General features: G+C 70.6%; 19 protein-coding genes and 1 pseudogene. 8 read left to right on the top strand and 12 right to left on the bottom strand.

Features of this window, described 5'->3' with window-relative positions:
* Nucleotides 1-3 precede the first annotated feature (3 nt).
* Complete coding sequence (locus tag QQY66_RS32110; protein WP_301983803.1) at nucleotides 4-765, bottom strand: hypothetical protein; 762 nt, start codon at nucleotides 763-765, stop codon at nucleotides 4-6.
* A gap of 226 nt (nucleotides 766-991) precedes the next feature.
* On the opposite strand from QQY66_RS32110, the gene QQY66_RS32105 reads away from it, so the two are divergent.
* From QQY66_RS32105 to QQY66_RS32095, 3 genes are read left to right on the top strand one after another with little or no spacing between them, the layout of a single operon-like run.
* Nucleotides 992-2,287, top strand: a complete 1,296-nt coding sequence (locus QQY66_RS32105; RefSeq protein ID WP_301983802.1) for a CBS domain-containing protein — start codon at nucleotides 992-994, stop codon at nucleotides 2,285-2,287.
* The gene (locus QQY66_RS32100) at nucleotides 2,277-2,867 is read left to right on the top strand and encodes a DUF1003 domain-containing protein (RefSeq protein ID WP_301983801.1); all 591 of its coding nucleotides are present in this window, start codon (nucleotides 2,277-2,279) and stop codon (nucleotides 2,865-2,867) included. The genes QQY66_RS32105 and QQY66_RS32100 overlap by 11 nt, the downstream gene beginning before the upstream one ends.
* Before the next feature lie 43 nt (nucleotides 2,868-2,910).
* A complete protein-coding gene (locus QQY66_RS32095; RefSeq protein WP_301983800.1) occupies nucleotides 2,911-4,044 on the top strand; it encodes an Mrp/NBP35 family ATP-binding protein in 1,134 nt (377 codons plus the stop codon).
* A gap of 125 nt (nucleotides 4,045-4,169) precedes the next feature.
* Here the strand turns inward: QQY66_RS32095 and QQY66_RS32090 are convergent, their stop codons facing one another.
* The 5 genes and pseudogenes from QQY66_RS32090 to sigE form a co-directional block, all read right to left on the bottom strand.
* The gene (locus tag QQY66_RS32090; RefSeq protein WP_301983799.1) at nucleotides 4,170-4,832 is read right to left on the bottom strand and encodes a hypothetical protein; all 663 of its coding nucleotides are present in this window, start codon (nucleotides 4,830-4,832) and stop codon (nucleotides 4,170-4,172) included.
* 302 nt (nucleotides 4,833-5,134) lie between these two features.
* The gene (locus tag QQY66_RS32085) at nucleotides 5,135-5,584 is read right to left on the bottom strand and encodes a sec-independent translocase (RefSeq protein WP_301983798.1); all 450 of its coding nucleotides are present in this window, start codon (nucleotides 5,582-5,584) and stop codon (nucleotides 5,135-5,137) included.
* 245 nt (nucleotides 5,585-5,829) lie between these two features.
* A complete protein-coding gene (locus QQY66_RS32080) occupies nucleotides 5,830-7,749 on the bottom strand; it encodes a trypsin-like peptidase domain-containing protein (RefSeq protein ID WP_301983797.1) in 1,920 nt (639 codons plus the stop codon).
* 134 nt (nucleotides 7,750-7,883) lie between these two features.
* Nucleotides 7,884-8,879 (bottom strand): anti-sigma factor, encoded by a 996-nt coding sequence (locus QQY66_RS32075; protein ID WP_301983796.1) that lies wholly within the window; start codon nucleotides 8,877-8,879, stop codon nucleotides 7,884-7,886.
* 16 nt (nucleotides 8,880-8,895) lie between these two features.
* Nucleotides 8,896-9,576, bottom strand: a pseudogene (sigE, locus tag QQY66_RS32070) (RNA polymerase sigma factor SigE); the annotation flags it as partial.
* Between the two features lie 235 nt (nucleotides 9,577-9,811).
* On the opposite strand from sigE, the gene QQY66_RS32065 reads away from it, so the two are divergent.
* Nucleotides 9,812-10,510 (top strand): O-methyltransferase, encoded by a 699-nt coding sequence (locus QQY66_RS32065; protein WP_301987564.1) that lies wholly within the window; start codon nucleotides 9,812-9,814, stop codon nucleotides 10,508-10,510.
* A gap of 99 nt (nucleotides 10,511-10,609) precedes the next feature.
* On the opposite strand, the gene QQY66_RS32060 is transcribed toward QQY66_RS32065, so the two are convergent.
* Nucleotides 10,610-10,777 (bottom strand): DUF3117 domain-containing protein, encoded by a 168-nt coding sequence (locus QQY66_RS32060; protein ID WP_003966491.1) that lies wholly within the window; start codon nucleotides 10,775-10,777, stop codon nucleotides 10,610-10,612.
* 381 nt (nucleotides 10,778-11,158) lie between these two features.
* Between QQY66_RS32060 and QQY66_RS32055 the strand changes: the two genes are divergently transcribed.
* Nucleotides 11,159-11,962, top strand: a complete 804-nt coding sequence (locus QQY66_RS32055; protein WP_301983794.1) for an enoyl-CoA hydratase/isomerase family protein — start codon at nucleotides 11,159-11,161, stop codon at nucleotides 11,960-11,962.
* 69 nt (nucleotides 11,963-12,031) lie between these two features.
* Here the strand turns inward: QQY66_RS32055 and QQY66_RS32050 are convergent, their stop codons facing one another.
* Both QQY66_RS32050 and QQY66_RS32045 read right to left on the bottom strand, forming a co-directional pair.
* Nucleotides 12,032-12,619 (bottom strand): DNA-3-methyladenine glycosylase I, encoded by a 588-nt coding sequence (locus QQY66_RS32050; RefSeq protein ID WP_301983793.1) that lies wholly within the window; start codon nucleotides 12,617-12,619, stop codon nucleotides 12,032-12,034.
* Nucleotides 12,616-12,963, bottom strand: coding sequence for a DivIVA domain-containing protein (locus tag QQY66_RS32045; RefSeq protein ID WP_301983792.1), 348 nt, complete (start codon nucleotides 12,961-12,963; stop codon nucleotides 12,616-12,618). The genes QQY66_RS32050 and QQY66_RS32045 overlap by 4 nt, the downstream gene beginning before the upstream one ends.
* 138 nt (nucleotides 12,964-13,101) lie before the next feature.
* Between QQY66_RS32045 and folP the strand changes: the two genes are divergently transcribed.
* Nucleotides 13,102-13,962: a dihydropteroate synthase gene (gene folP, locus QQY66_RS32040; RefSeq protein WP_301983791.1), complete on the top strand. Its 861-nt coding sequence runs from the start codon at nucleotides 13,102-13,104 to the stop codon at nucleotides 13,960-13,962.
* Nucleotides 13,963-14,107: 145 nt separating this feature from the next.
* Here the strand turns inward: folP and QQY66_RS32035 are convergent, their stop codons facing one another.
* Nucleotides 14,108-14,866: a TIGR00730 family Rossman fold protein gene (locus QQY66_RS32035; RefSeq protein WP_301983790.1), complete on the bottom strand. Its 759-nt coding sequence runs from the start codon at nucleotides 14,864-14,866 to the stop codon at nucleotides 14,108-14,110.
* Nucleotides 14,867-14,966: 100 nt separating this feature from the next.
* Entirely contained in the window at nucleotides 14,967-16,046 is a 1,080-nt protein-coding gene (gene dapE, locus QQY66_RS32030; RefSeq protein ID WP_301983789.1) for a succinyl-diaminopimelate desuccinylase, read from the bottom strand.
* Nucleotides 16,047-16,130: 84 nt separating this feature from the next.
* Between dapE and QQY66_RS32025 the strand changes: the two genes are divergently transcribed.
* Nucleotides 16,131-17,120: a heavy metal transporter gene (locus QQY66_RS32025; RefSeq protein ID WP_301983788.1), complete on the top strand. Its 990-nt coding sequence runs from the start codon at nucleotides 16,131-16,133 to the stop codon at nucleotides 17,118-17,120.
* A gap of 353 nt (nucleotides 17,121-17,473) precedes the next feature.
* Nucleotides 17,474-17,920 carry an ATP-binding protein gene (locus QQY66_RS32020; protein ID WP_301983787.1) on the top strand — a complete coding sequence of 149 codons (447 nt, stop codon included), beginning with the start codon at nucleotides 17,474-17,476 and terminating at the stop codon, nucleotides 17,918-17,920.
* Between the two features lie 170 nt (nucleotides 17,921-18,090).
* Here the strand turns inward: QQY66_RS32020 and QQY66_RS32015 are convergent, their stop codons facing one another.
* Nucleotides 18,091-19,185 carry a bifunctional succinyldiaminopimelate transaminase/glutamate-prephenate aminotransferase gene (locus QQY66_RS32015; protein ID WP_301983786.1) on the bottom strand — a complete coding sequence of 365 codons (1,095 nt, stop codon included), beginning with the start codon at nucleotides 19,183-19,185 and terminating at the stop codon, nucleotides 18,091-18,093.
* Nucleotides 19,186-19,254: the final 69 nt, after the last annotated feature.

Here is a 19,254-nt window from a genome sequence, read left to right as displayed (position 1 = left end):
CCGCTAGGACGTCGGCAGCGCCTTGCCGTAGTCCACCGTGTCGTCCTGCTTCGGTTCCTCGATCTTGAAGTCCTTGCCCCAGTCCGTGAAGAGCAGGGTGCCGGCGCTGCCCGCGCGGACCAGGCGGAGGGGATACGGCCGGCCCTCCAGGGAGACGTCGAGGGTGCCGCCGGAGCCCTTGTCGCCGGCGATGCGGATGGTGCGGGTGCCGGACTCCTCGTGGTGGCCGTCGGTCTCCAGGGTGCCGTGCAGGGTCAGCAGGCCGTCGAGGAGGACGCCCTTGTCGGTGAAGCCGCTGAACTTCTTGTACGAGGGGTCGCCCTGGGGCACCTTCACATACTTGCCCTCGAGCTTGTCGGCGGCGGCCGTGTCGGTGTCGTCGGATGCGTCGCCCTTGGCGTGCTCGGGATGCCAGAACTCCGCGTCCGCCTTCAGGAACAGCTGCTCACCGATCCGCAGCAGGTGGAACGTCGTCCCCTCGGCGCTGACCTCGCCCGAGCCGCCGTCGGACTTCAGGCGCATGTCGAGTTTGTAAGTGCGCCCGCTGGTGACCACGGTTCCGGAGAGGTGTACCGCGGTGGCGGACTCGGCGGCCGTGCGAGTCCGGCTCTGGATCTTGTCGGCCGGCAGCTTGCCGACCCCGTTCGTGCCCGCGTCGGGGTCCTCGCTGCATCCCGTCAGTGCCGCCGTGCCCGTCACGGCCAGGGCGCACATCGCGCTCACCAGCGTGGCACTGCGGGTACGGCCCTGGGGAATCGCAGTCACAGGTGGAGCTGCCTTTCTGACGAGGGTTCCTTCAGCGGCGTACCGCAGAGTACCGGGGCCGGGCGGGTCCGGCGGAGCCAGTCCGTCCGGACCGCTCACCAGGGCGGACCCGATCGGGACGGGCTAGCCTGAAGGCCGTTCGAGCGGGCAATTCAGAACATGTGTGAGCAACCTGTACGACACTTCGGAACAGATGCAGCAACCCGTACGAGAAGGAGGCGCAGCCATGGCAGCCGGCGCCCCCCGGATCTTCGTCTCGCACCTCTCCGGCGTCGCCGTCTTCGATCCGGCCGGTGATCAGGTCGGGCGGGTACGCGATCTCGTCGTCGTGCTGCGTGTCGGGCGGCGTCCGCCCCGGGTGATCGGACTGGTCGTCGAACTCGCCACCCGCCGCCGGATCTTCCTGCCCATGACCCGGGTGACCGGCATCGAGTCCGGCCAGGTCATCACCACCGGTGTGCTCAACGTCCGGCGCTTCGAGCAGCGGCCCACCGAGCGGCTGGTCTTCGGTGAGTTGCTCGACCGGCGCGTGACGCTGGCGGAGACCGGCGAGGAGGTCACGGTGCTGGACGTGTCGGTGCAGCACTTGCCGGCGCGTAGGGACTGGGAGATCGACCGGGTGTTCGTGCGCAAGGGCAGGAAGGGCGGCGCCTTCCGGCGGGCCAAGGGAGAGACGCTGACCGTCGAGTGGTCCCACGTCACCGGCTTCTCCCTGGAGGAGCACGGACAGGGCGCCGAGAGCCTCCTCGCCACCTTCGAGCAACTGCGCCCCGCCGACCTTGCGAATGTGCTCCACCACCTCTCCCCCAAACGGCGCGCGGAGGTCGCCGCCGCCCTGGACGACGACCGCCTCGCCGACGTACTGGAAGAACTCCCCGAGGACGACCAGATCGAGATCCTCGGCAAGCTGAAGGAGGAACGCGCGGCGGACGTCCTGGAGGCCATGGACCCCGACGACGCGGCCGACCTGCTGGGCGAACTGCCGGAGGAGGAGAAGGAGCGGCTGCTGGGTCTGATGCAGCCCGCCGAAGCGGCCGACGTACGGCGCCTGATGGCGTACGAGGAGCGCACGGCGGGCGGCCTGATGACCACCGAGCCGATCATCCTCCGCCCCGACTCCACCGTCGCCGACGCCCTCGCCCGCGTCCGCAACCCCGACCTGTCCCCCGCACTCGCCGCCCAGGTCTACGTCTGCCGCCCGCCCGACGAGACCCCGACCGGCAAGTACCTCGGCACGGTCCACTTCCAGCGCCTGCTGCGCGACCCGCCGTACACCCTGGTCAGCTCGCTCGTCGACGACGACCTGCTACCGCTCGCCCCGGATGCGGCGCTGCCCATCGTCGCCGGTTTCTTCGCGACGTACGACATGGTCGCGGCGCCCGTCGTCGACGAGTCGGGGTCGCTGCTCGGGGCGGTGACCGTGGACGACGTACTCGACCACATGCTGCCCGACGACTGGCGGGAGTCGGAGTTCGACGACCTGAGCGAGACCGCCGAGGGGGTGACGTCGAGTGGTCCCTGAGCGCGAGACCGCGACCCGCGAGCGCACGCCCGCCGGCGCGACGGCCGCCGCCAGGCCGCGCCACCCCCGCCTCGACCAGCCCGCCCCGCCCCGGCGCCGGGTCCTGCCGGAGTGGGACCCGGAGGCCTTCGGGCGGTTCAGCGAGCGCATCGCGCGCTTCCTCGGCACCGGGCGGTTCCTCGTCTGGATGACGTTCGCCATCATCATGTGGGTGCTGTGGAACGTGGCCGCGCCCAGCGTGCTGCGCTTCGACGAGTACCCGTTCATCTTCCTGACGCTGATGCTGTCGCTGCAGGCCAGCTATGCCGCGCCGCTGATCCTGCTCGCACAGAACCGGCAGGACGACCGCGACCGGGTCAACCTCGAACAGGACCGCAGGCAGAACGAGCGGTCGATCGCCGACACCGAGTATCTGACCCGGGAGATCGCCGCCCTGCGCATCGGCCTCGGCGAGGTCGCGACCCGGGACTGGATCCGCTCGGAACTCCAGGATGTGGTCAAGGAACTGGAGGACCGGCAGGACGGGCACGGCGTATTCCCGGCGGAACGGCCGCACGGACGTGACGTAGACGACCGCTGACGGGCTTTCCGGGGTACTTGTGAGGCGCCGTACCATCGTCCTTATGGCTATGGAAGACGCGGTGCGCGAAGCACTGTCGACGGTGAACGACCCCGAGATCAACCGCCCCATCACCGAACTCGGGATGGTCAAGTCGGTTCAGATCGGTGCGGACGGAGCGGTCGCGGTCGCCGTGTACCTGACGGTTTCCGGCTGTCCGATGCGCGACACGATCACGCAGCGCGTGACGGAGGCGGTGTCGCGGGTCGAAGGCGTCACCCGCGTCGACGTCGAACTCGACGTGATGAGTGACGAGCAGCGCAAGGAACTGGCCGCCGCCCTGCGCGGCGGCACGGCCGAGCGCGAGGTCCCCTTCGCCAAGCCCGGCTCCCTCACCCGCGTGTACGCGGTCGCCTCCGGCAAGGGCGGCGTCGGCAAGTCCTCCGTCACCGTCAACCTCGCGGCGGCGATGGCGGCGGACGGCCTCAAGGTGGGCGTCGTCGACGCCGACATCTACGGCCACTCCGTGCCCCGCATGCTGGGCGCCGACGGCAGTCCCACCCAGGTCGAGAACATGATCATGCCGCCGTCCGCCAACGGCGTGAAGGTCATCTCCATCGGCATGTTCACGCCGGGCAACGCCCCGGTGGTCTGGCGCGGCCCGATGCTGCACAGGGCGCTGCAGCAGTTCCTGGCGGACGTCTACTGGGGCGACCTGGACGTGCTGTTGATGGACCTCCCACCTGGCACGGGCGACATCGCCATCTCGGTCGCCCAACTGGTGCCGAACGCGGAGATCCTCGTAGTCACCACGCCCCAGCAGGCCGCCGCCGAGGTAGCCGAGCGCGCCGGCTCCATCGCCGTCCAGACCCACCAGAAGATCGTCGGCGTCGTCGAGAACATGTCCGGCCTCCCCTGCCCCCACTGCGGCGAGATGGTCGACGTCTTCGGCACGGGCGGCGGCCAGGTCGTCGCCGACGGCCTCACCCGCACCACCGGCACGAACGTCCCCGTCCTCGGCAACATCCCCATCGACGTCCGCCTCCGCGAGGGCAGCGACGAGGGCAAGCCGATCGTCCTGACCAACCCGGACTCCCCCGCGGGCTCCGCACTACGGGCGATCGCGGGGAAGCTGGGGGGACGGCAGAGGGGCTTGTCGGGCATGTCGCTGGGAATCACGCCGAGGAACAAGTTTTAACGGACGGCGGGGAAACGCCTTCAGGGGCGCGGGGAACTGCGCGACAAGCCACAACCGACCCGCACTCGCCACACAACCTGAGGCCCTACGGCGAGGGGGCGCCGCAAACCCGGCGGCGCCCTTTGTCATGCGTACGCCGCAACGTCCTTGATCACGGCGAAGCCAAGCCCATACGCACTCATCCCTCTCCCGTACGCCCCCACATGCACCCCTTCCGGCGTGGACCCGGCCAGCACCCAGCCGAACTCGGACTCCCGGTAGTGGAACGGCGTAGGCACCCCGTCCACAGGCAGGGACAACGTCGACCACGCCGACCCGGCGAGATCGTCGGCCAGCGCCCACGCCGTCTCCGTCTGCTGCTCCAGCCAGTCGTCCCGCAGGGAGTGGTCCATCTGCCCGGGCCAGGTGAAGGACAGCAGCCCCACCCCCGCCAGCCACGCCGCCGAGGACACCGACGTGGCCTCCAGCAGCCCCGTACCGTCGGCGCTCCGCCGGGACGGATTCGCCGCGACGGTCACCACGACCGCGAACTTCTCCCTCGCATCGGCAGCGGCAACGGTCTCGCTGCGGACGGAGGGCTCGTCACCGTGCCCGATCGACCCGTGCTCCACCGCCCCGTCGGCCGCCGTCCCCACCTGCATCAGCCAGCGCGGCCCCGTGAAGGCCTCGTCGAGGCCGTACCACGGGAAGGACGCCAGCAGGTAGCCGTCGACCGTATGCCGGGCGGAGGGGACCTGTTGTCCACCCTCCGCGGCTGCAGGCTGCGCGACTCGACTCGTCGTCTCCATGTGCCCGGACGCCTCCTCGCTCGTGTCGGGCCGGTACGGCCCGCCCCCCTTGCTCTCGTCGGCCCGGGACGGCCGGCCCTCTCGGGCGCGGTCATCCGGTCCGCACAACAACTCGGCAGCATATCCACAGCACTCGGGGCAGCCGGGAAATCGCCCGGCGCGTGGGCCGCTCGGACGCCGTCTTCAGGCCGCAGGGCGCAGCGGCGGAGTATGAAACGCGTCACGTACGACGCCGGCGGGCGCCGCGGCCGTACGGCTCTGGCGGCGTCGTACGCACTGCTCAGCCGGCGTCGTACGAACGCTCACGTGGCGTCGTAGTCGACCGGCGGGCGCTCGTCGCGCGGGCTCTCGGGCTTCTTCGTCATGTCGATGCGGGAGCCGGACGAACCCGACGACGCGGCGGAGGACGAGGACGACGAGGAGTCGGCGTCGCGGCCCTGGACCGCGTCCGTGACCTCGGCCATCTCCTTCTTCAGGTCGAAGCCGTTGCGGATCTCCTTGATCCCCAGTTCGTCGTTGTCCAGCTGCTTGCGGATGAACGTCTTGGGGTTGAGGTCCTCGAACTCGAAGTCCTTGAACTCCGGCCCGAGTTCCTCGCGGATGTCCTGCTTGGCGCTCTCCGAGAACTCACGGATCTTGCGGACGGTCCGCATGACGTCCTGGATGACCTTCGGAAGCTTTTCCGGACCGAAGACGAGCACGGCGAGGACAACGAGCGTGATCAGCTCGAGCGGTCCTATGTCATTGAACACCTGAAGCTCCTTGCGAGTCCCTCGGTCCTCGGCCCTCGGTGGTCTGTGTGGGTCTTCCGTGGTCCGGGCCGGGTCCACGGTACCCGGCGATGCCGTACGACCGGTACTGTCCCGAGGCCTCCGAATGCGGGTAGGAGTGCGGTTTTCGGAATTGTTTGCCTTGTGGGGGCGCTGATGGGGCGGCTTGGCGGGTCCGGACTGTGACGTTTCTGTAAGTCTTGGCGGGTCACGGTTTTCGGGGTGTTTCAGTCGGCGTCGGAGGAGCCGAGCACGAGCGCGATCCGGATCTCCTTGCCGTCGCGCTCCAGCGTCAGCTCCAGACGGTCGCCGGGGCGGTGGGCGCGGGTCTTGACGATCAGTTCCTCACCGGAGTGGATGCGCTGGCCGTCGACCTCGGTGATGACGTCGCCCGCCTTGATGCCGGCCTTGTCGCCGGGGCCGCCCGCGTTGACCGCGGGGCCGCCGCCGGTGTCCTCCGTGCCGACGCGAGCGCCGTCGCCGGCGTAGCCCATGTCGAGGGTGACGCCGATGACCGGATGGGTCGCCTTGCCGGTGTTGATCAGCTCCTCGGCGACGTGCTTGGCCTGGTTGACGGGGATGGCGAAGCCGAGCCCTATCGAACCGGCCTGGCCGCCGTCCAGGTCGGAGCCGTCGCCGGCGGAGCGGATGGCGGAGTTGATGCCGATGACGCGGGCCTCGGCGTCGAGGAGGGGCCCGCCGGAGTTGCCGGGGTTGATGGGCGCGTCGGTCTGCAAGGCATCGACGTACGACACATCACTTCTGTCGCCGCTCTCGCCGCCCGCCGTGATGGGCCGCTCCTTGGCGCTGATGATGCCGGAGGTGACCGTGCCGGCCAGGTCGAAGGGGGCGCCGATGGCGACGACGGGGTCGCCGACCTGGACGTTGTCGGAGTTGCCGAGCCTCATGGGCTTGAGTCCTGTGACGCCGCTGACCTTGACGACAGCGAGGTCATAGCCGCCGTCCCGGCCTACGACCGTGGCCTTGGCGGTGTCGCCGCTGTGGAACGTCACCGAGATCTCGCCGCCTGTGCCGGCCGGTTCCACGACGTGGTTGTTGGTGAGGATGTGGCCGCGGTCGTCCAGCACGAAGCCGGTGCCGGTGCCCTGTGCTTCGCTCCCGCTGACATGCAGGGTGACCACGCTGGGCAGCGCCCGCGCGGCGATCCCCGCGACACTGTCCACCGGCCGCCCGGTGGGCTCCACATCGGCCTGCGGCAACTCCACACTCCCCACGCCACCATTCCGCTCGAGGTACGCCCCTACGGCGCCCCCGACGCCCCCGGAAACCAGCGCCAGCAGCAAGGCACCGCCGAGCAGAGCCTTGCGTGCGCGCTTACGGCGCTGGGTGGTGGTGGGTACGGCCGCGCCGTTCTGCTGGAGGGGGCCGGTGACGGGGGCCCAGGGGTCGTAGTTCTGCCAGGGGTTGGCGGGGGGTGGGAAGGGGGTGGTGGGCGGAGCGGGCGCGGTGGGGGCTGGCGCGGCGGGAGGCAGGGCAGGGATCGGCGTCGGGGGCGGGTTCGGTACTGGCGCCGATGTGCCGTGAGCCGGCGTCGTCGTGGGCGCGGGTGCGGGCGTGCCGTTCGTCGGCGTCGGCACACGCGTTGGCGCCGACGTGTCCTGCGTAGCCGCGGGCGTCGGCGTGCCCTCGGCCGGTGTGGTCGCCGGGTGCTGGACCGGCGGGGCGGGTGCCCAGGGGCCGGGCTCGCCGTACGGCGGGGTGCTGTACGGGTCGGGGTCGTGCAGGGGTTTGGGGCGCTCGGTGGTCGACTCCCTGTCCGCCTGCGAAACCGGCGTCACGGAGGGCTGAGCCCGCACGAAGTCGTCCTCGGCCCCCGCCTCTGCAGGAAGCCGCAGCTCGAAGTCCCCCTCGGCCGAGCCCGTGTCACCCCGACCTCCCGCAGGCTGCTCCAACTCGAAGTCACCACCGCGACTCCCCGCCGGCCGATCCAGCTCGAAGTCCCCATCCCCCGAAGCCCTGCCACCGCCGCCTACCCCCGACAGCCGGGCCGACTCGAAGTCGCCGTCGGCCGCCTCGGGCGGTGTCGCCTCGGCCTGCGTCGGGGAAGCGCCCTGGGCCACGTCCGCAGGGGGCTGCGGGCGAGGTCGGCTCCACCACTTCGACTTCGTGGGCTTCCCCTCGTTCATGCTCTCCCCACAGCTGGCCGCGGCACGGCTCGTCGGCGGTGGCCGCAGATCGTCTACTCCGCGCCCGGCTGCCTGCCTGGGCGCGGCTCACCCTGGATTCAACCAGGTTCACGCGCCGTAGCGCAGAGGTCTGGTCAGTGGCCCCTGCCGGGGGAGCCGGACGGGGCTGTGGGGGACGAGGCCGTGTCGGGGGCGGGCGCGGCGAACAGGCCGGGGTGCGTGATCTCCGGGACGGTGGACCACGAGGTGAGGGTGAGCGGCGGGGTGGAGTTGAGCGGACGTATCAACGGGGACATGGCGGCCGCACCGGCGACCACCGGCGTGGTCAGCGGATGTGCCGCGGCCTGCTGGCCGTGTCCGCCGCCGGGGGCCGGAACGCCGGGCAGCAGTGGGGCCGAGACGGCGGTCGGGGCGACCGGGGTCTGACCGAGCGGCGTCTGCTGGCCGCCCTGGGCGAGCAGTGGGCCGACGCCGACACCTCGGCGGCGCTGGTTCTCGGGCGCCGTCGCGGCTCCCGAGCCCTGTGTCCGCATCGGGGTCACATTGCTGCCGCCGGAGCCGTCCCGCGCGGCGTTCGTGGTCTCGCCGGTGCCGGTGGTGACCCCGCCGAGCGCGATCGCGGCCAGCGACACCGCTCCGGCCGCGACGAACGCGAACCGCATTCCGCGCGAGGCCGACCGCTCGGCCTCATGGCGGCTGACGTCGTGTATACGGAAGCCACGGCCCGCCGACGGAAGCATGGAGTCATGCGCGCGGGCGGGGACGTAGCCGAACTCGAAGCGCTCGCTCCGCTTCATCCCGAAGACGCCGGCAGCCGCGGGCCGTCCGGAGAGTCCGTCACCCAACCCGTCCAGCGGAGAGCCACCATCGCTGTCACCTCCCCCCGGCAGCCCCTGGAGGCGGGCCAGGAAGCTCTCGGAAGGGGGCGGCGGGGCCGCTTCCGCGAAGACGTTCTTCAGACGGCGCTGCGCGTCGGCCTCTGCCTTGCACTTCGAGCAGGTGGCCAGATGCGCGAGCACACGCTCGCGCGCCTCATGACCGAGCTCGCCGTCGACCAGCGCGGCGAGTCGGTCTCCCAGGTGCTGTTCTGCGAGGTGCCCCTCGGCGGGTTTGGGCCGTGATCCACTCACGCGGACGCGCCCCCTCCCCCAGTACCGGGACACGGGCCGCGAAGGAGCGGCGCTCGGCCCGGGCCTCGGGCGACCGGTGCGCCAGGGCCTTGCGCAGCTGCGAGCGGCCGCGGTGAATACGGGACCGGACCGTGCCGAGCTTGACCCCGAGGGTCGCGGCGATCTCCTCGTACGACAGTCCTTCGATGTCGCACAGGACGACCGCGGCCCGGAACTCGGGCGCGAGCGTGTCGAGGGCCTGCTGGACGTCCGCGTCGAAGTGCGCGTCGTTGAAGATCTGCTGCGGGTTGGGCTCGCGGCTGGGCAGGCGCTCCGCCGCGTCGTCGCCGAGCGCGTCGAAACGGATGCGCTGCTTGCGGCGGACCATGTCCAGGAACAGGTTCGTGGTGATGCGGTGCAGCCAGCCCTCGAAGGTGCCCGGTGTATAGGTCGACAGGGAGCGGAAGACGCGGACGAAGACCTCCTGGGTGAGGTCCTCGGCGTCGTGCTGGTTGCCGGTGAGGCGGTAGGCCAGGCGGTAGACCCGGCCGCTGTGGGTGCTGACGATCTCCTCCCAGGTGGGCGGAGTCCACGCCTGCCCGTCCGCGTCGCTGGAGAAGGTCGCGGTCTGGGCGTAGTCGCCGGCGTGGCGGTGGTCAGCAGCGGTGTCGTTCACGGATTTCGGCTTGCCTGCCGATCCGAGAAAGCGCCGCAGCACTCCTCCCCGATCCCCAGGCGCAGCCGCACCTCCCCTGTCGGCTCTGGTGGTGTCCAGTGGAGCCCCTACCATAGCCACCTCGCCCGTTAGCTCCGGATAAGCGGTTTTGCGAGAAATTGATCTGGGCTGATACGGCTCATGCGGCTGCGTCAGCACTTGCTCGCCGTCCCGCACCTCTTCGTGATCCATCCGTGTCCCCCGCTCTTGTCTCCCACCCCCTTAAACGCCCGGTCCCATCTGCGGGTTCCCGGGCGCAACGGATACAGTCACGCCCAGGTACACACGGGGACAGGAGAGGGTCATTACCGGCAACCGGCAGACGAGCTGGGCGTTCGCCGACGCCTATGTCGCCGAGGACGAAGCCCTGCGCTGGGCCCGTGACCGGGCCCGCGAGGCGGGGCTGCGCTCGGTGTCGCCCGGCGCGGGCGCCGCGCTGCGGATGCTCGCCGCCACCGTGGACGCCAAGGCGGTCGCGGAGATCGGTACCGGCACCGGCGTCTCCGGGATCCATCTGCTGCACGGTATGCGGCCGGACGGCGTGCTGACCACCGTCGACCCCGAGCCGGAGCACCAGCAGTTCGCCCGCCAGGCCTTCCGCGCCTCCGGCTTCGCCAGCAACCGGGCCCGCTTCATCCCCGGCCGCGCCCTCGACGTCCTGCCCCGTCTCGCCGATGTCGGCTACGACCTCGTCTTCTGCGACGGTGACCGGCAGGAGGTCATGGACTACCTCGCTGAATCGTTGCGCCTGCTGCGCCCCGGCGGCCTGGTCGTCTTCGAGGGCGTCTTCGCCAACGGCCGGACGGTGGACTCCGGACCGCAGCCGACCGAGGTGCTGCGGCTGCGAGAGCTGCTGCGCGCGGTGCGCGAGAGCCAGGAGCTGGTGCCGTCGCTGCTGCCGGTGGGCGACGGGCTGCTCTGCGCGGTCAAGCGCTGACCCGACATCCCGGTCCGGCCCTGACGGCCGTACGGCAAACAGCCGCCCCGGCATCTCATACGATGCCGGGGCGGCTGAAAGGGTATGGTCGCTTGCGCGTCAGCCGACGACCTTCTTGAGGGCATCGCCCAGCGCGTCGGCCTCGTCAGGGGTCAGCTCGACGACGAGTCGACCGCCGCCTTCGAGCGGAACGCGCATGACGATGCCCCGCCCCTCCTTGGTCACCTCGAGCGGGCCATCGCCCGTCCGCGGCTTCATGGCCGCCATGCTCGTTCCCCTTCCTGAAACCAGCTCATAGTCAAAGCCGACGGCCCTGGAGGGCATGCGCGGACCCTGCCCAAAGGGCGCAGGAGACGCGACACCGGCATCGAACACATTGCTTCCAAGCCATTATCCCGCATCTCAGGACCCGATGACCAACATCAGTCGGCATCGCTTGGGCAACGCGCGCGAGCAAAACCACTCAATTCGGCGATGTGACTGCGATACTGCGCCGCCGCTCGCACCGCCGCCGCACGAATCGTGTCATGAATTCTTTGACGCAGGTCACACGTCCGTTCCGGTCCGTCATCGGTGATCTACGCCATGCTGTCCTGAGACAGGACGTACCGACGAGTACGCCGGAGCCGCACACCGGAGGGGACAGCCATGGCCGACACCGTGCTCTACGAGGTCAGCGACGGGCTTGCGACGATCATCCTGAACCGCCCCGAGGCGATGAACGCGCTGAACGTCGCGACGAAGGTCGCGCTGCGCGATGCGGTTCTGACGGCAGCCGCCGACGACGCCGTACGGGCCGTGCTGCTGACCTCCGCCGGTGAGCGGGCGTTCTGCGTGGGTCAGGACCTCAAGGAGCACATCGGCCTGCTGGCGGCCGACCGGGAGACCGGCTCGCGGCAGACCATGACCACGGTGCGGGAGCACTACAACCCCATCGCGCGGGCGCTGACGGAGATGCGCAAGCCCGTCGTGGCCGGGGTGAACGGCGTGGCGGCGGGTGCCGGGTTCGGGTTCGCGCTGGCCGCGGACTATCGAGTCGTGGCCGACTCGGCTGCCTTCAATACGTCGTTCGCGGGCGTGGCGCTGGCTGCGGACTCCGGAATCTCATGGACGCTGCCCCGGGTGGTCGGACCCGGGCGAGCGGCTGATCTGCTGCTCTTCCCGCGGAGCATCAAGGCGCAGGAGGCGTACGAGCTGGGGATCGCGAACCGGGTCGTGCCGTCCGCCGAGCTGCGGGCGGAGGCCGAGAAGACGGCTCGGGCGTTGGCGGCGGGGCCGACGGTGGCTTACGCGGCGATCAAGGAAGCGGTGGCCTTCGGCATGTCGCACTCTCTTGCCGAGACGTTGGAGAAGGAGGACGAGTTGCAGACTCGGGCTGGGTCTTCTGAGGACCATGCGATCGCTGTGCAGGCCTTTGTCAATAAGGAACAGCCGAAGTATTTGGGCCGGTAGAGCTCGGGACAGTAGCGCCGTCGGGGGGTGCGGGTCCGTGGGGGCTGGTCGCGCAGTTCCCCGCGCCCCTTACGGGGCGCTCCTGGCCACGCATGATTCCAGGTGGTCGTCCACCAGGCCGCACGCCTGCATCAGGGCGTAGGCCGTTGTGGGGCCTACGAAGCGCAGGCCCCTTTTCTTCAGGGTCTTCGACAGGGCCGTCGACTCCGGAGTGACCGCCGGGACGTCGCCGAGCGTCTTCGGGACCGGGCGGGTCGTCGGGTCCGGGGCGTGGGACCAGATGAGGGCGTCCAGCTCACCCGGCGTCCAGTCGGACAGCACGCGTGCGTTGGCGAGTGTTGCGTCGATCTTGGCGCGGTTGCGGATGATGCCGGGGTCGGCGAGGAGGCGGTCCTTGTCGGTGTCCGTGAAGGTGGCCACCTTGGCGATCTCGAAGCCGGCGAAGGCGGTGCGGAAGCCGGGGCGGCGGCGCAGGATGGTGATCCAGGACAGGCCGGACTGGAAGGCTTCCAGGCTGAGGCGTTCGAAGAGGGCGTCGTCGCCGTGGACCGGGCGGCCCCACTCCTCGTCGTGATACGTCACGTAGTCCGGCGTGGACAGGGCCCAGGGGCAGCGCAGGGCGCCGTCCGGGCCGGCGACGGCCTGGCCCTCGCTCACTGCTGGTCCCCCTCGGTGTGCTTGTCCATGGAGTGGCGGGCGGCCCGCGCACCGGCCAGTGCGGACTCCAGGTCGGCGATACGGGCGTCGCGCTCGGCAAGCTCAGCGCCGAGGCGGCTGAGGGCGTCGTCCACGTCGGCCATGCGGTAGCCGCGGGCGGCGAGCGGGAAGCGGAGGCCCTCCACGTCGCCGCGGCTGACCGGGCGGTCCAGCGGCAGCGGGTCCTGGAGGCGCTCGGGGGCGACCTCCGGCAGCGGGCCGTCCTCGCCGCCGCCCAGCACGGCGAGGGTCACCGCGGCGACGACCACGGCTAGCGCGACGACCAGGAACAAGAACATAACCATCGCTGAGGGTCCCCACGAGATCGGTCGGATGTGTCGGGTGTATCAGGGTCCGATCGTGCCATGCGAGTCTGACAGTCAGGGTCGCAGGCGGCCCAAGGCCTGGATGTACCAGGGAAGTACTAGGAGAGGTCACAGGGGATGCTCAGGCTGGGCAGGCGGGAATTCGGGCCGCATGAGCCGGTGATCATGGCGATCGTGAACCGGACCCCGGACTCCTTCTACGACCAGGGGGCCACCTTCCGTGACGAGCCCGCCCTCGCGCGCGTGGAGCAGGCGGTGTCAGAGGGTGCTGCGATCATCGACATCGGCGGGGTCAAGGCGGGGCCGGGCGAAGAGGTGTCGGCCGAGGAGGAGGCGCGGCGGACGGTCGGCTTCGTGGCGGAGGTGCGGCGGCGCTTCCCGGACGTGATCATCAGCGTGGACACGTGGCGGCATGACGTCGGGGAGGCGGTGTGCGAGGCCGGGGCGGATGTGCTGAACGACGCGTGGGGCGGGGTCGATCCGGGGCTTGCGGAGGTTGCTGCGCGGTACCGGGTGGGGCTGGTGTGCACGCACGCGGGTGGGGCTCAGCCGCGGACCCGGCCGCATCGGGTGACGTACGACGATGTCATGGCCGACATTCTGCGGGTGACCGTGGGGCTGGCTGAGCGGGCGGTGTCGCTGGGGGTGCCCCGGGAGTCGGTGATGATCGATCCTGGGCATGACTTCGGGAAGAACACGCGGCACAGTCTTGAGGCGACGCGGCGGTTGGGGGAGATGGTCGGGACGGGGTGGCCGGTGTTGGTGTCCTTGTCCAACAAGGACTTTGTGGGGGAGACGTTGGATCGGCCCGTGAAGGAGCGGGTGGTGGGGACGTTGGCGACGACTGCGGTGTCCGCTTGGCTCGGGGCGCAGGTGTATCGGGTGCATGAGGTTGCCGAGACGCGGCAGGTGCTGGACATGGTTGCGTCGATCGCGGGGCGTCGGCCGCCGGCTGTTGCCCGGCGGGGGCTGGCGTAGGCGTTTTTTCGCCCCCGCCGCCCCTACCCGTCCCATCCTCAAGGGGCTCCGCCCCTTCGACCCCGTTCCGGGGGTCGGCCTCCGGACCCCCGCTCCTCAAACGCCGGAGGGGCTGAAAAGAATCAACCGCGCGAGGGCTGAAAAGCTACCTCCCCGCCTCCTTCGACACCAACGCCACCGCCTCGTCCACATCGTCCGTCACGTGGAACAGCATCAGGTCCTTCTCGGATGCCTTGCCCTGGGCGATCAGGGTGTTCCTGAGCCAGTCGATGAGGCCGCCCCAGTAGGCGCTGCCGAAGAGGACGATGGGGAAGCGGGTGACCTTCTGGGTCTGGACGAGGGTGAGGGCCTCGAAGAGTTCGTCGAGGGTGCCGAGGCCGCCGGGGAGGACCACGAAGCCCTGGGCGTACTTGACGAACATCATCTTCCGGACGAAGAAGTAGCGGAAGTTGAGACCGATGTCGACGTAGGGGTTGAGGCCCTGTTCGAAGGGGAGCTCGATGCCCAGGCCGACGGAGATGCCCTTGGCCTCGCAGGCGCCCTTGTTGGCTGCCTCCATGGCGCCGGGGCCGCCGCCTGTGATCACTGCCCAGCCGGCCTCCACCAGGCCGCGACCCAGGCGGACGCCCGCGTCGTACTCCGGTGAGTCCACCGGTGTACGGGCGGAGCCGAAGACGCTGATCGCGGGCGGGAGTTCGGCGAGGGTGCCGAAACCTTCGATGAACTCCGACTGGATGCGCAGGACGCGCCAGGGGTCGGTGTGGACCCAGTCCGAGGGGCCGCCGGCGTCCAGCAGCCGCTGGTCGGTCGTACTCGCCGTGACCTGACTCCGCCGCCGGAGGACCGGTCCCAGGCGCTGCTCCTCCGGTGGCCGCTTCTTGCCCTCGGGGTTCCCGGTAGCCATGTGCGCTCCCTCCGCTTGCGGTATTTCCACCTCAGCGTAGATCCAGGCCGGTTACGGACGGGGGACATCGGCATGTCCGCCGCCCGCATCCGCCGCGTCGTCACGCCGTCAGCCAGGCCTTCAGACGCTTCTCCCCCGCCAGGATCTTCGCCGTCTCCACGCGCTCGTCACGCTTGTGGGCCAAGTGCGGGTTCCCCGGGCCGTAGTTCACCGCCGGGACGCCCAGCGCGCTGAAGCGGGAGACGTCCGTCCAGCCGTACTTGGGCATCGGGGTGCCCCCGACCGCCTCGATGAAGGCCGCGGCCGCCGGGTGGGAGAGGCCGGGGAGGGCGCCGCCGCTGTGGTCGTCCACCACGAATTCGGTCACCCCGCAGTCCGCGAACACCTCGTGGACGTGGGCGATCGCCTCCTCCTCCGTACGGTCCGGCGCGTAGCGGAAGTTGACGGTCACGACGCATTCGTCCGGAATGACGTTTCCGGCGACGCCGCCCGAGATGCCCACCGCGTTCAGGCCCTCGCGGTACTCCAGGCCGTCGATGACCGGGTAGCGCGGCTCGTAGGCCGCCAGCCGCGCCAGGATCGGGGCCGCCGCGTGGATCGCGTTCGAGCCCATCCAGCTGCGCGCGGAGTGGGAGCGCTCGCCGCTCGTCTTGAGCAGCATCCGCAGGGTGCCCTGGCAGCCGCCCTCGACCTGCCCGTCCGACGGCTCCAGCAGCACCGCGAAGTCGCCCTCGATCCACTCGGGGTGGGCCTCCGCCACATGCTTGAGGCCGTTCAAGTCGGCGGTGACCTCTTCGTTGTCGTAGAAGACGAAGGTCAGGTCGCGGTTCGGCGCGGGGACGGTGGCCGCGATGCGCAGCTGGACCGCCACGCCCGACTTCATGTCACAGGTGCCGCAGCCCCACAGGACGCCGTCCTCGTCCAGCCGCGACGGGACGTTCTCGGCGATCGGGACCGTGTCGATGTGGCCGGCGAGGATCACGCGCTCGGCGCGGCCCAGGTTCGTACGGGCGACGACGTTGTTGCCGTACCGCTCGACCGTCAGGTGCGGCAGGGCGCGCAGGGCGGTCTCGATCGCGTCGGCGAGGGGCTTCTCGGTGCCGCTCTCCGAGGGGAAGTCGACGAGCTGCGCGGTCAGCCGCGCGGCGTCCAACGTGAGGTCAAGCGGGATGTCGGCCATGGAGTCGACCCTAACCCGCCAGGCCTTCGGCCCACTTTCCCCACCGGACCCATACCCCTCGGTAACCTCGGCTACCTTGTACGAATGCCAGCGCCATCCCCTGCTCGACGACGCCGCGGCCGCCTCTTCCGTTTCGGGGCGGCCTTCGTGGTCCTGCTGTCCATCGCCGGTTATCTCGTGATGCAGTACATCACCGGCGGCACAGGCACACCGGGATGCAAGGTGGTGTCGGGCCAGGACGGCGGGACGGCCTACGAGTTCACGCCCGAGCAGGCGGTGAACGCGGCGACGATCACCGCCGTCGGCACCGCGCGCGGCCTGCCCGAGCGGGCGGTGGCGATCGCGCTGGCGACCGCGATCCAGGAGTCGGCGCTGCGCAACATCGACCACGGCGACCGGGATTCGCTCGGCCTGTTCCAGCAGCGGCCCTCGCAGGGCTGGGGCACGCAGAAGCAGATCATGGACCCGACCTACGCGGCGGGCATCTTCTACGAGCATCTGGCCAAGGTCCCCGGCTACACCCGCCTCCCGCTCACCGTGGCCGCGCAGCGCGTGCAGCGCAGCGGCTTTCCGGAGGCCTACGCCAAGCACGAGCCGGACGCCGTGCTGCTCGCCGCCGCTCTCACCGGACGCTCGGCGGCCACCCTGACCTGTGCGGGACGCCCGGGTGCCACCCGCGCGGAAGGGACCGAGACGGTACGGTCCGCGCTCGCCCGGGACTTCGGGCGCGACGGGCTGGAGCCGGCCGGCGCGGTGGTGAGCGACGCGGCGTCGTCGACTCCCACGCCCTCCCCGAGCATCGAGAGCAACGGACGGACCCTGACGCTGCCCGTGACCGACGACTCCGACGGCGGCACCGGGCGCAGCCTGACGCAGCGCGGCTGGCAGCTGGCGCACTGGGCCGTGGCCAACGCCTCCGACCTGCATATCGAACGCGTCTCCTACGCCGGACGGGTGTGGACCGCCGGGAACACGGACAGCCGGTGGCGGCCGGCGGTCGGCGCGGGCACCGCCGGTGCGGAGAAGAACACGGCGGACACGGCTGACTCGGTCCGAGTCGTGACCGCGCAGTAGTACGGAAGGTCGCTCGCGGGAGTTATGCGCGGCACGCGCGGGCGACGGTGTGCTCAGGTTTTCGCGCCGTCACCCCCGTATACGCCAAATCCCTTGAGAACAAAGGGCTGTAAGGATTCGGCAGAGTTTCGAGCGGGGCACCGTTTGCCCGTTTTTATCCGCAGCCGATAATGCGACGCATTACCAACTCTTTACGTTGGCCCGCCGCAACCTTCGCGGGCTTCGAGCGGTAGTCACTGCGTCCGAGCCCGCTCGATCAACCACCGCAGGCCGGCGGCCAGTCGGTCGCGGAGGGGGATCAACTGCCGGGCAAGGTCGGACACTCCAACGTTCTCTCCCGTCAAAGGAGCATTATGTCCCTCCCCCTGACCCGCCGGATCGCCCGTACCGCGCTGCTCGTCGCAGCGGGAGCGGCAGCCGGGGTCGGTGCGGCCGGCTCCGCCAGCGCGGCCCCCGAACTGCCGGCCACCCCGAACCTCAGCGGGCTGACCGCCCTGGACGGGGCGAGCGTCGGCGACAGCGTCGACGGTACGGCGCAGCACGTCACCGGGCTCGCGGGTGAAGCCGGCAGCAACGCGGTCAAGAACGCGGTGCCGGCCGCGGGCAAGACCGGCGGCAAGGCGGTCAAGAAGGCGACGCCGGCGGCGCAGAAGACCGCCGGGGACGCGGCGGGGTCGGCCGGGGCCCTCCTCGGCGACGCGACCGCCGCGGCGGCGGACAGTGGCGTGTCGACGGGGTCCCTCACGCAGAGCGGGCTGCCGGCTGCGCCGTCCGTGCCGGTGCAGCTGCCGGTCGGCTGACCGCCTGGGTTTGGCCGCGACGGGGTTCAGGGACGTTTCCTGGGCCCCGTCGTTTTGTGTGTCTACGTCGGCAGGGGCCGGGGCGTGTTCAGCCGGTGCCTGGCGCTGCAGGCCGTGCCCACCCGTTCCGCCCTGCGGAACGAATGCCCACAGCGGTCAGCGGTCAGCTGTCACGCCAGGCGTTCTACCGCCGCCTGCACCCTCTCGTCCGTCGCTGTGAGAGCCACTCGTACGAACTTTTTGCCTGCCTCGCCGTAGAAGTCGCCCGGTGCGACCAGGATGCCGAGGGCGGCGAGGTGGGCGAGGGTGTCCCAGCAGGACTCGTCTCTCGTGGCCCAGAGGTAGAGGCTGGCCTCGCTGTGTTCGATGCGGAAGCCGTGGGTGAGGAGGGCTGCGCGGAGGGACTCGCGGCGGGCGGCGTAGCGGTCGCGCTGGATGCGGACGTGCTCGTCGTCGGAGAGGGCGGCGATCACGGCGGCCTGGGTGGGCGCGGAGGTCATCATGCCGCCGTGCTTGCGGATCTCCAGGAGGGGGCCGAGGACCTCCGGGTCGCCGGCGAGGAAGGCCGCGCGGTAGCCCGCCAGGTTGGAGCGCTTGGAGAGGGAGTGGACGGCGACGATGCCCTCGTACGAGCCGCCGTTCACGTCCGGGTGCAGGACCGAGACCGGGTCGGCCTCCCAGCCCAGCTCCAGGTAGCACTCGTCGGAGAAGAGCAGGACGCCGTGCTCGCGGGCCCAGGCGACGATCCGGATCAGTTCGGCCTTGGACAGCACCTTGCCGGTCGGGTTCGACGGGGAGTTGAGCCAGAGGAGCTTCAGGTTCGTCGGGTCCAGCGTCGTCGGGTCGTCGTACACCTCGTGGTCCGCCCTCGCCAGGCGGGCGCCGACCTCGTACGTCGGGTACGCCAGGCGCGGGTGGGCGACCCGGTCGCCGGGGCCGAGGCCCAGCTGGGTCGGGAGCCAGGCGACCAGTTCCTTGGAGCCGACGATCGGCAGGACGTGGTGGTGGGTGACCTCGCGGGCGCCCAGTCGGCGCTCCACCCAGCCGGTGATCGCGTCGCGCAGCTCGGGCGTGCCCCAGACGGTCGGATAGCCCGGGGAGTCGGCCGCGGCGATCAGCGCCTTCTGGATCAGCTCGGGGACCGGGTCGACCGGGGTGCCGACCGACAGGTCGACGATGCCGTCGGGGTGGGCTGCAGCCGTCTTCTTGTACGGCGCGAGCTTGTCCCACGGGAAGGTGGGCAGGCGGTCGGAGACTGCGGACACGGGTTCTGGCTCACTTTCTCGAACGGCGCAAACGCCTCGGTCCCGTACGGCGGCGCGACGATCAAGGCG

The organism is Streptomyces sp. DG2A-72 (assembly GCF_030499575.1).
In the GTDB taxonomy this organism is placed as follows: domain Bacteria; phylum Actinomycetota; class Actinomycetes; order Streptomycetales; family Streptomycetaceae; genus Streptomyces.
This window is presented reverse-complemented; position numbering and strand designations above follow the sequence as displayed.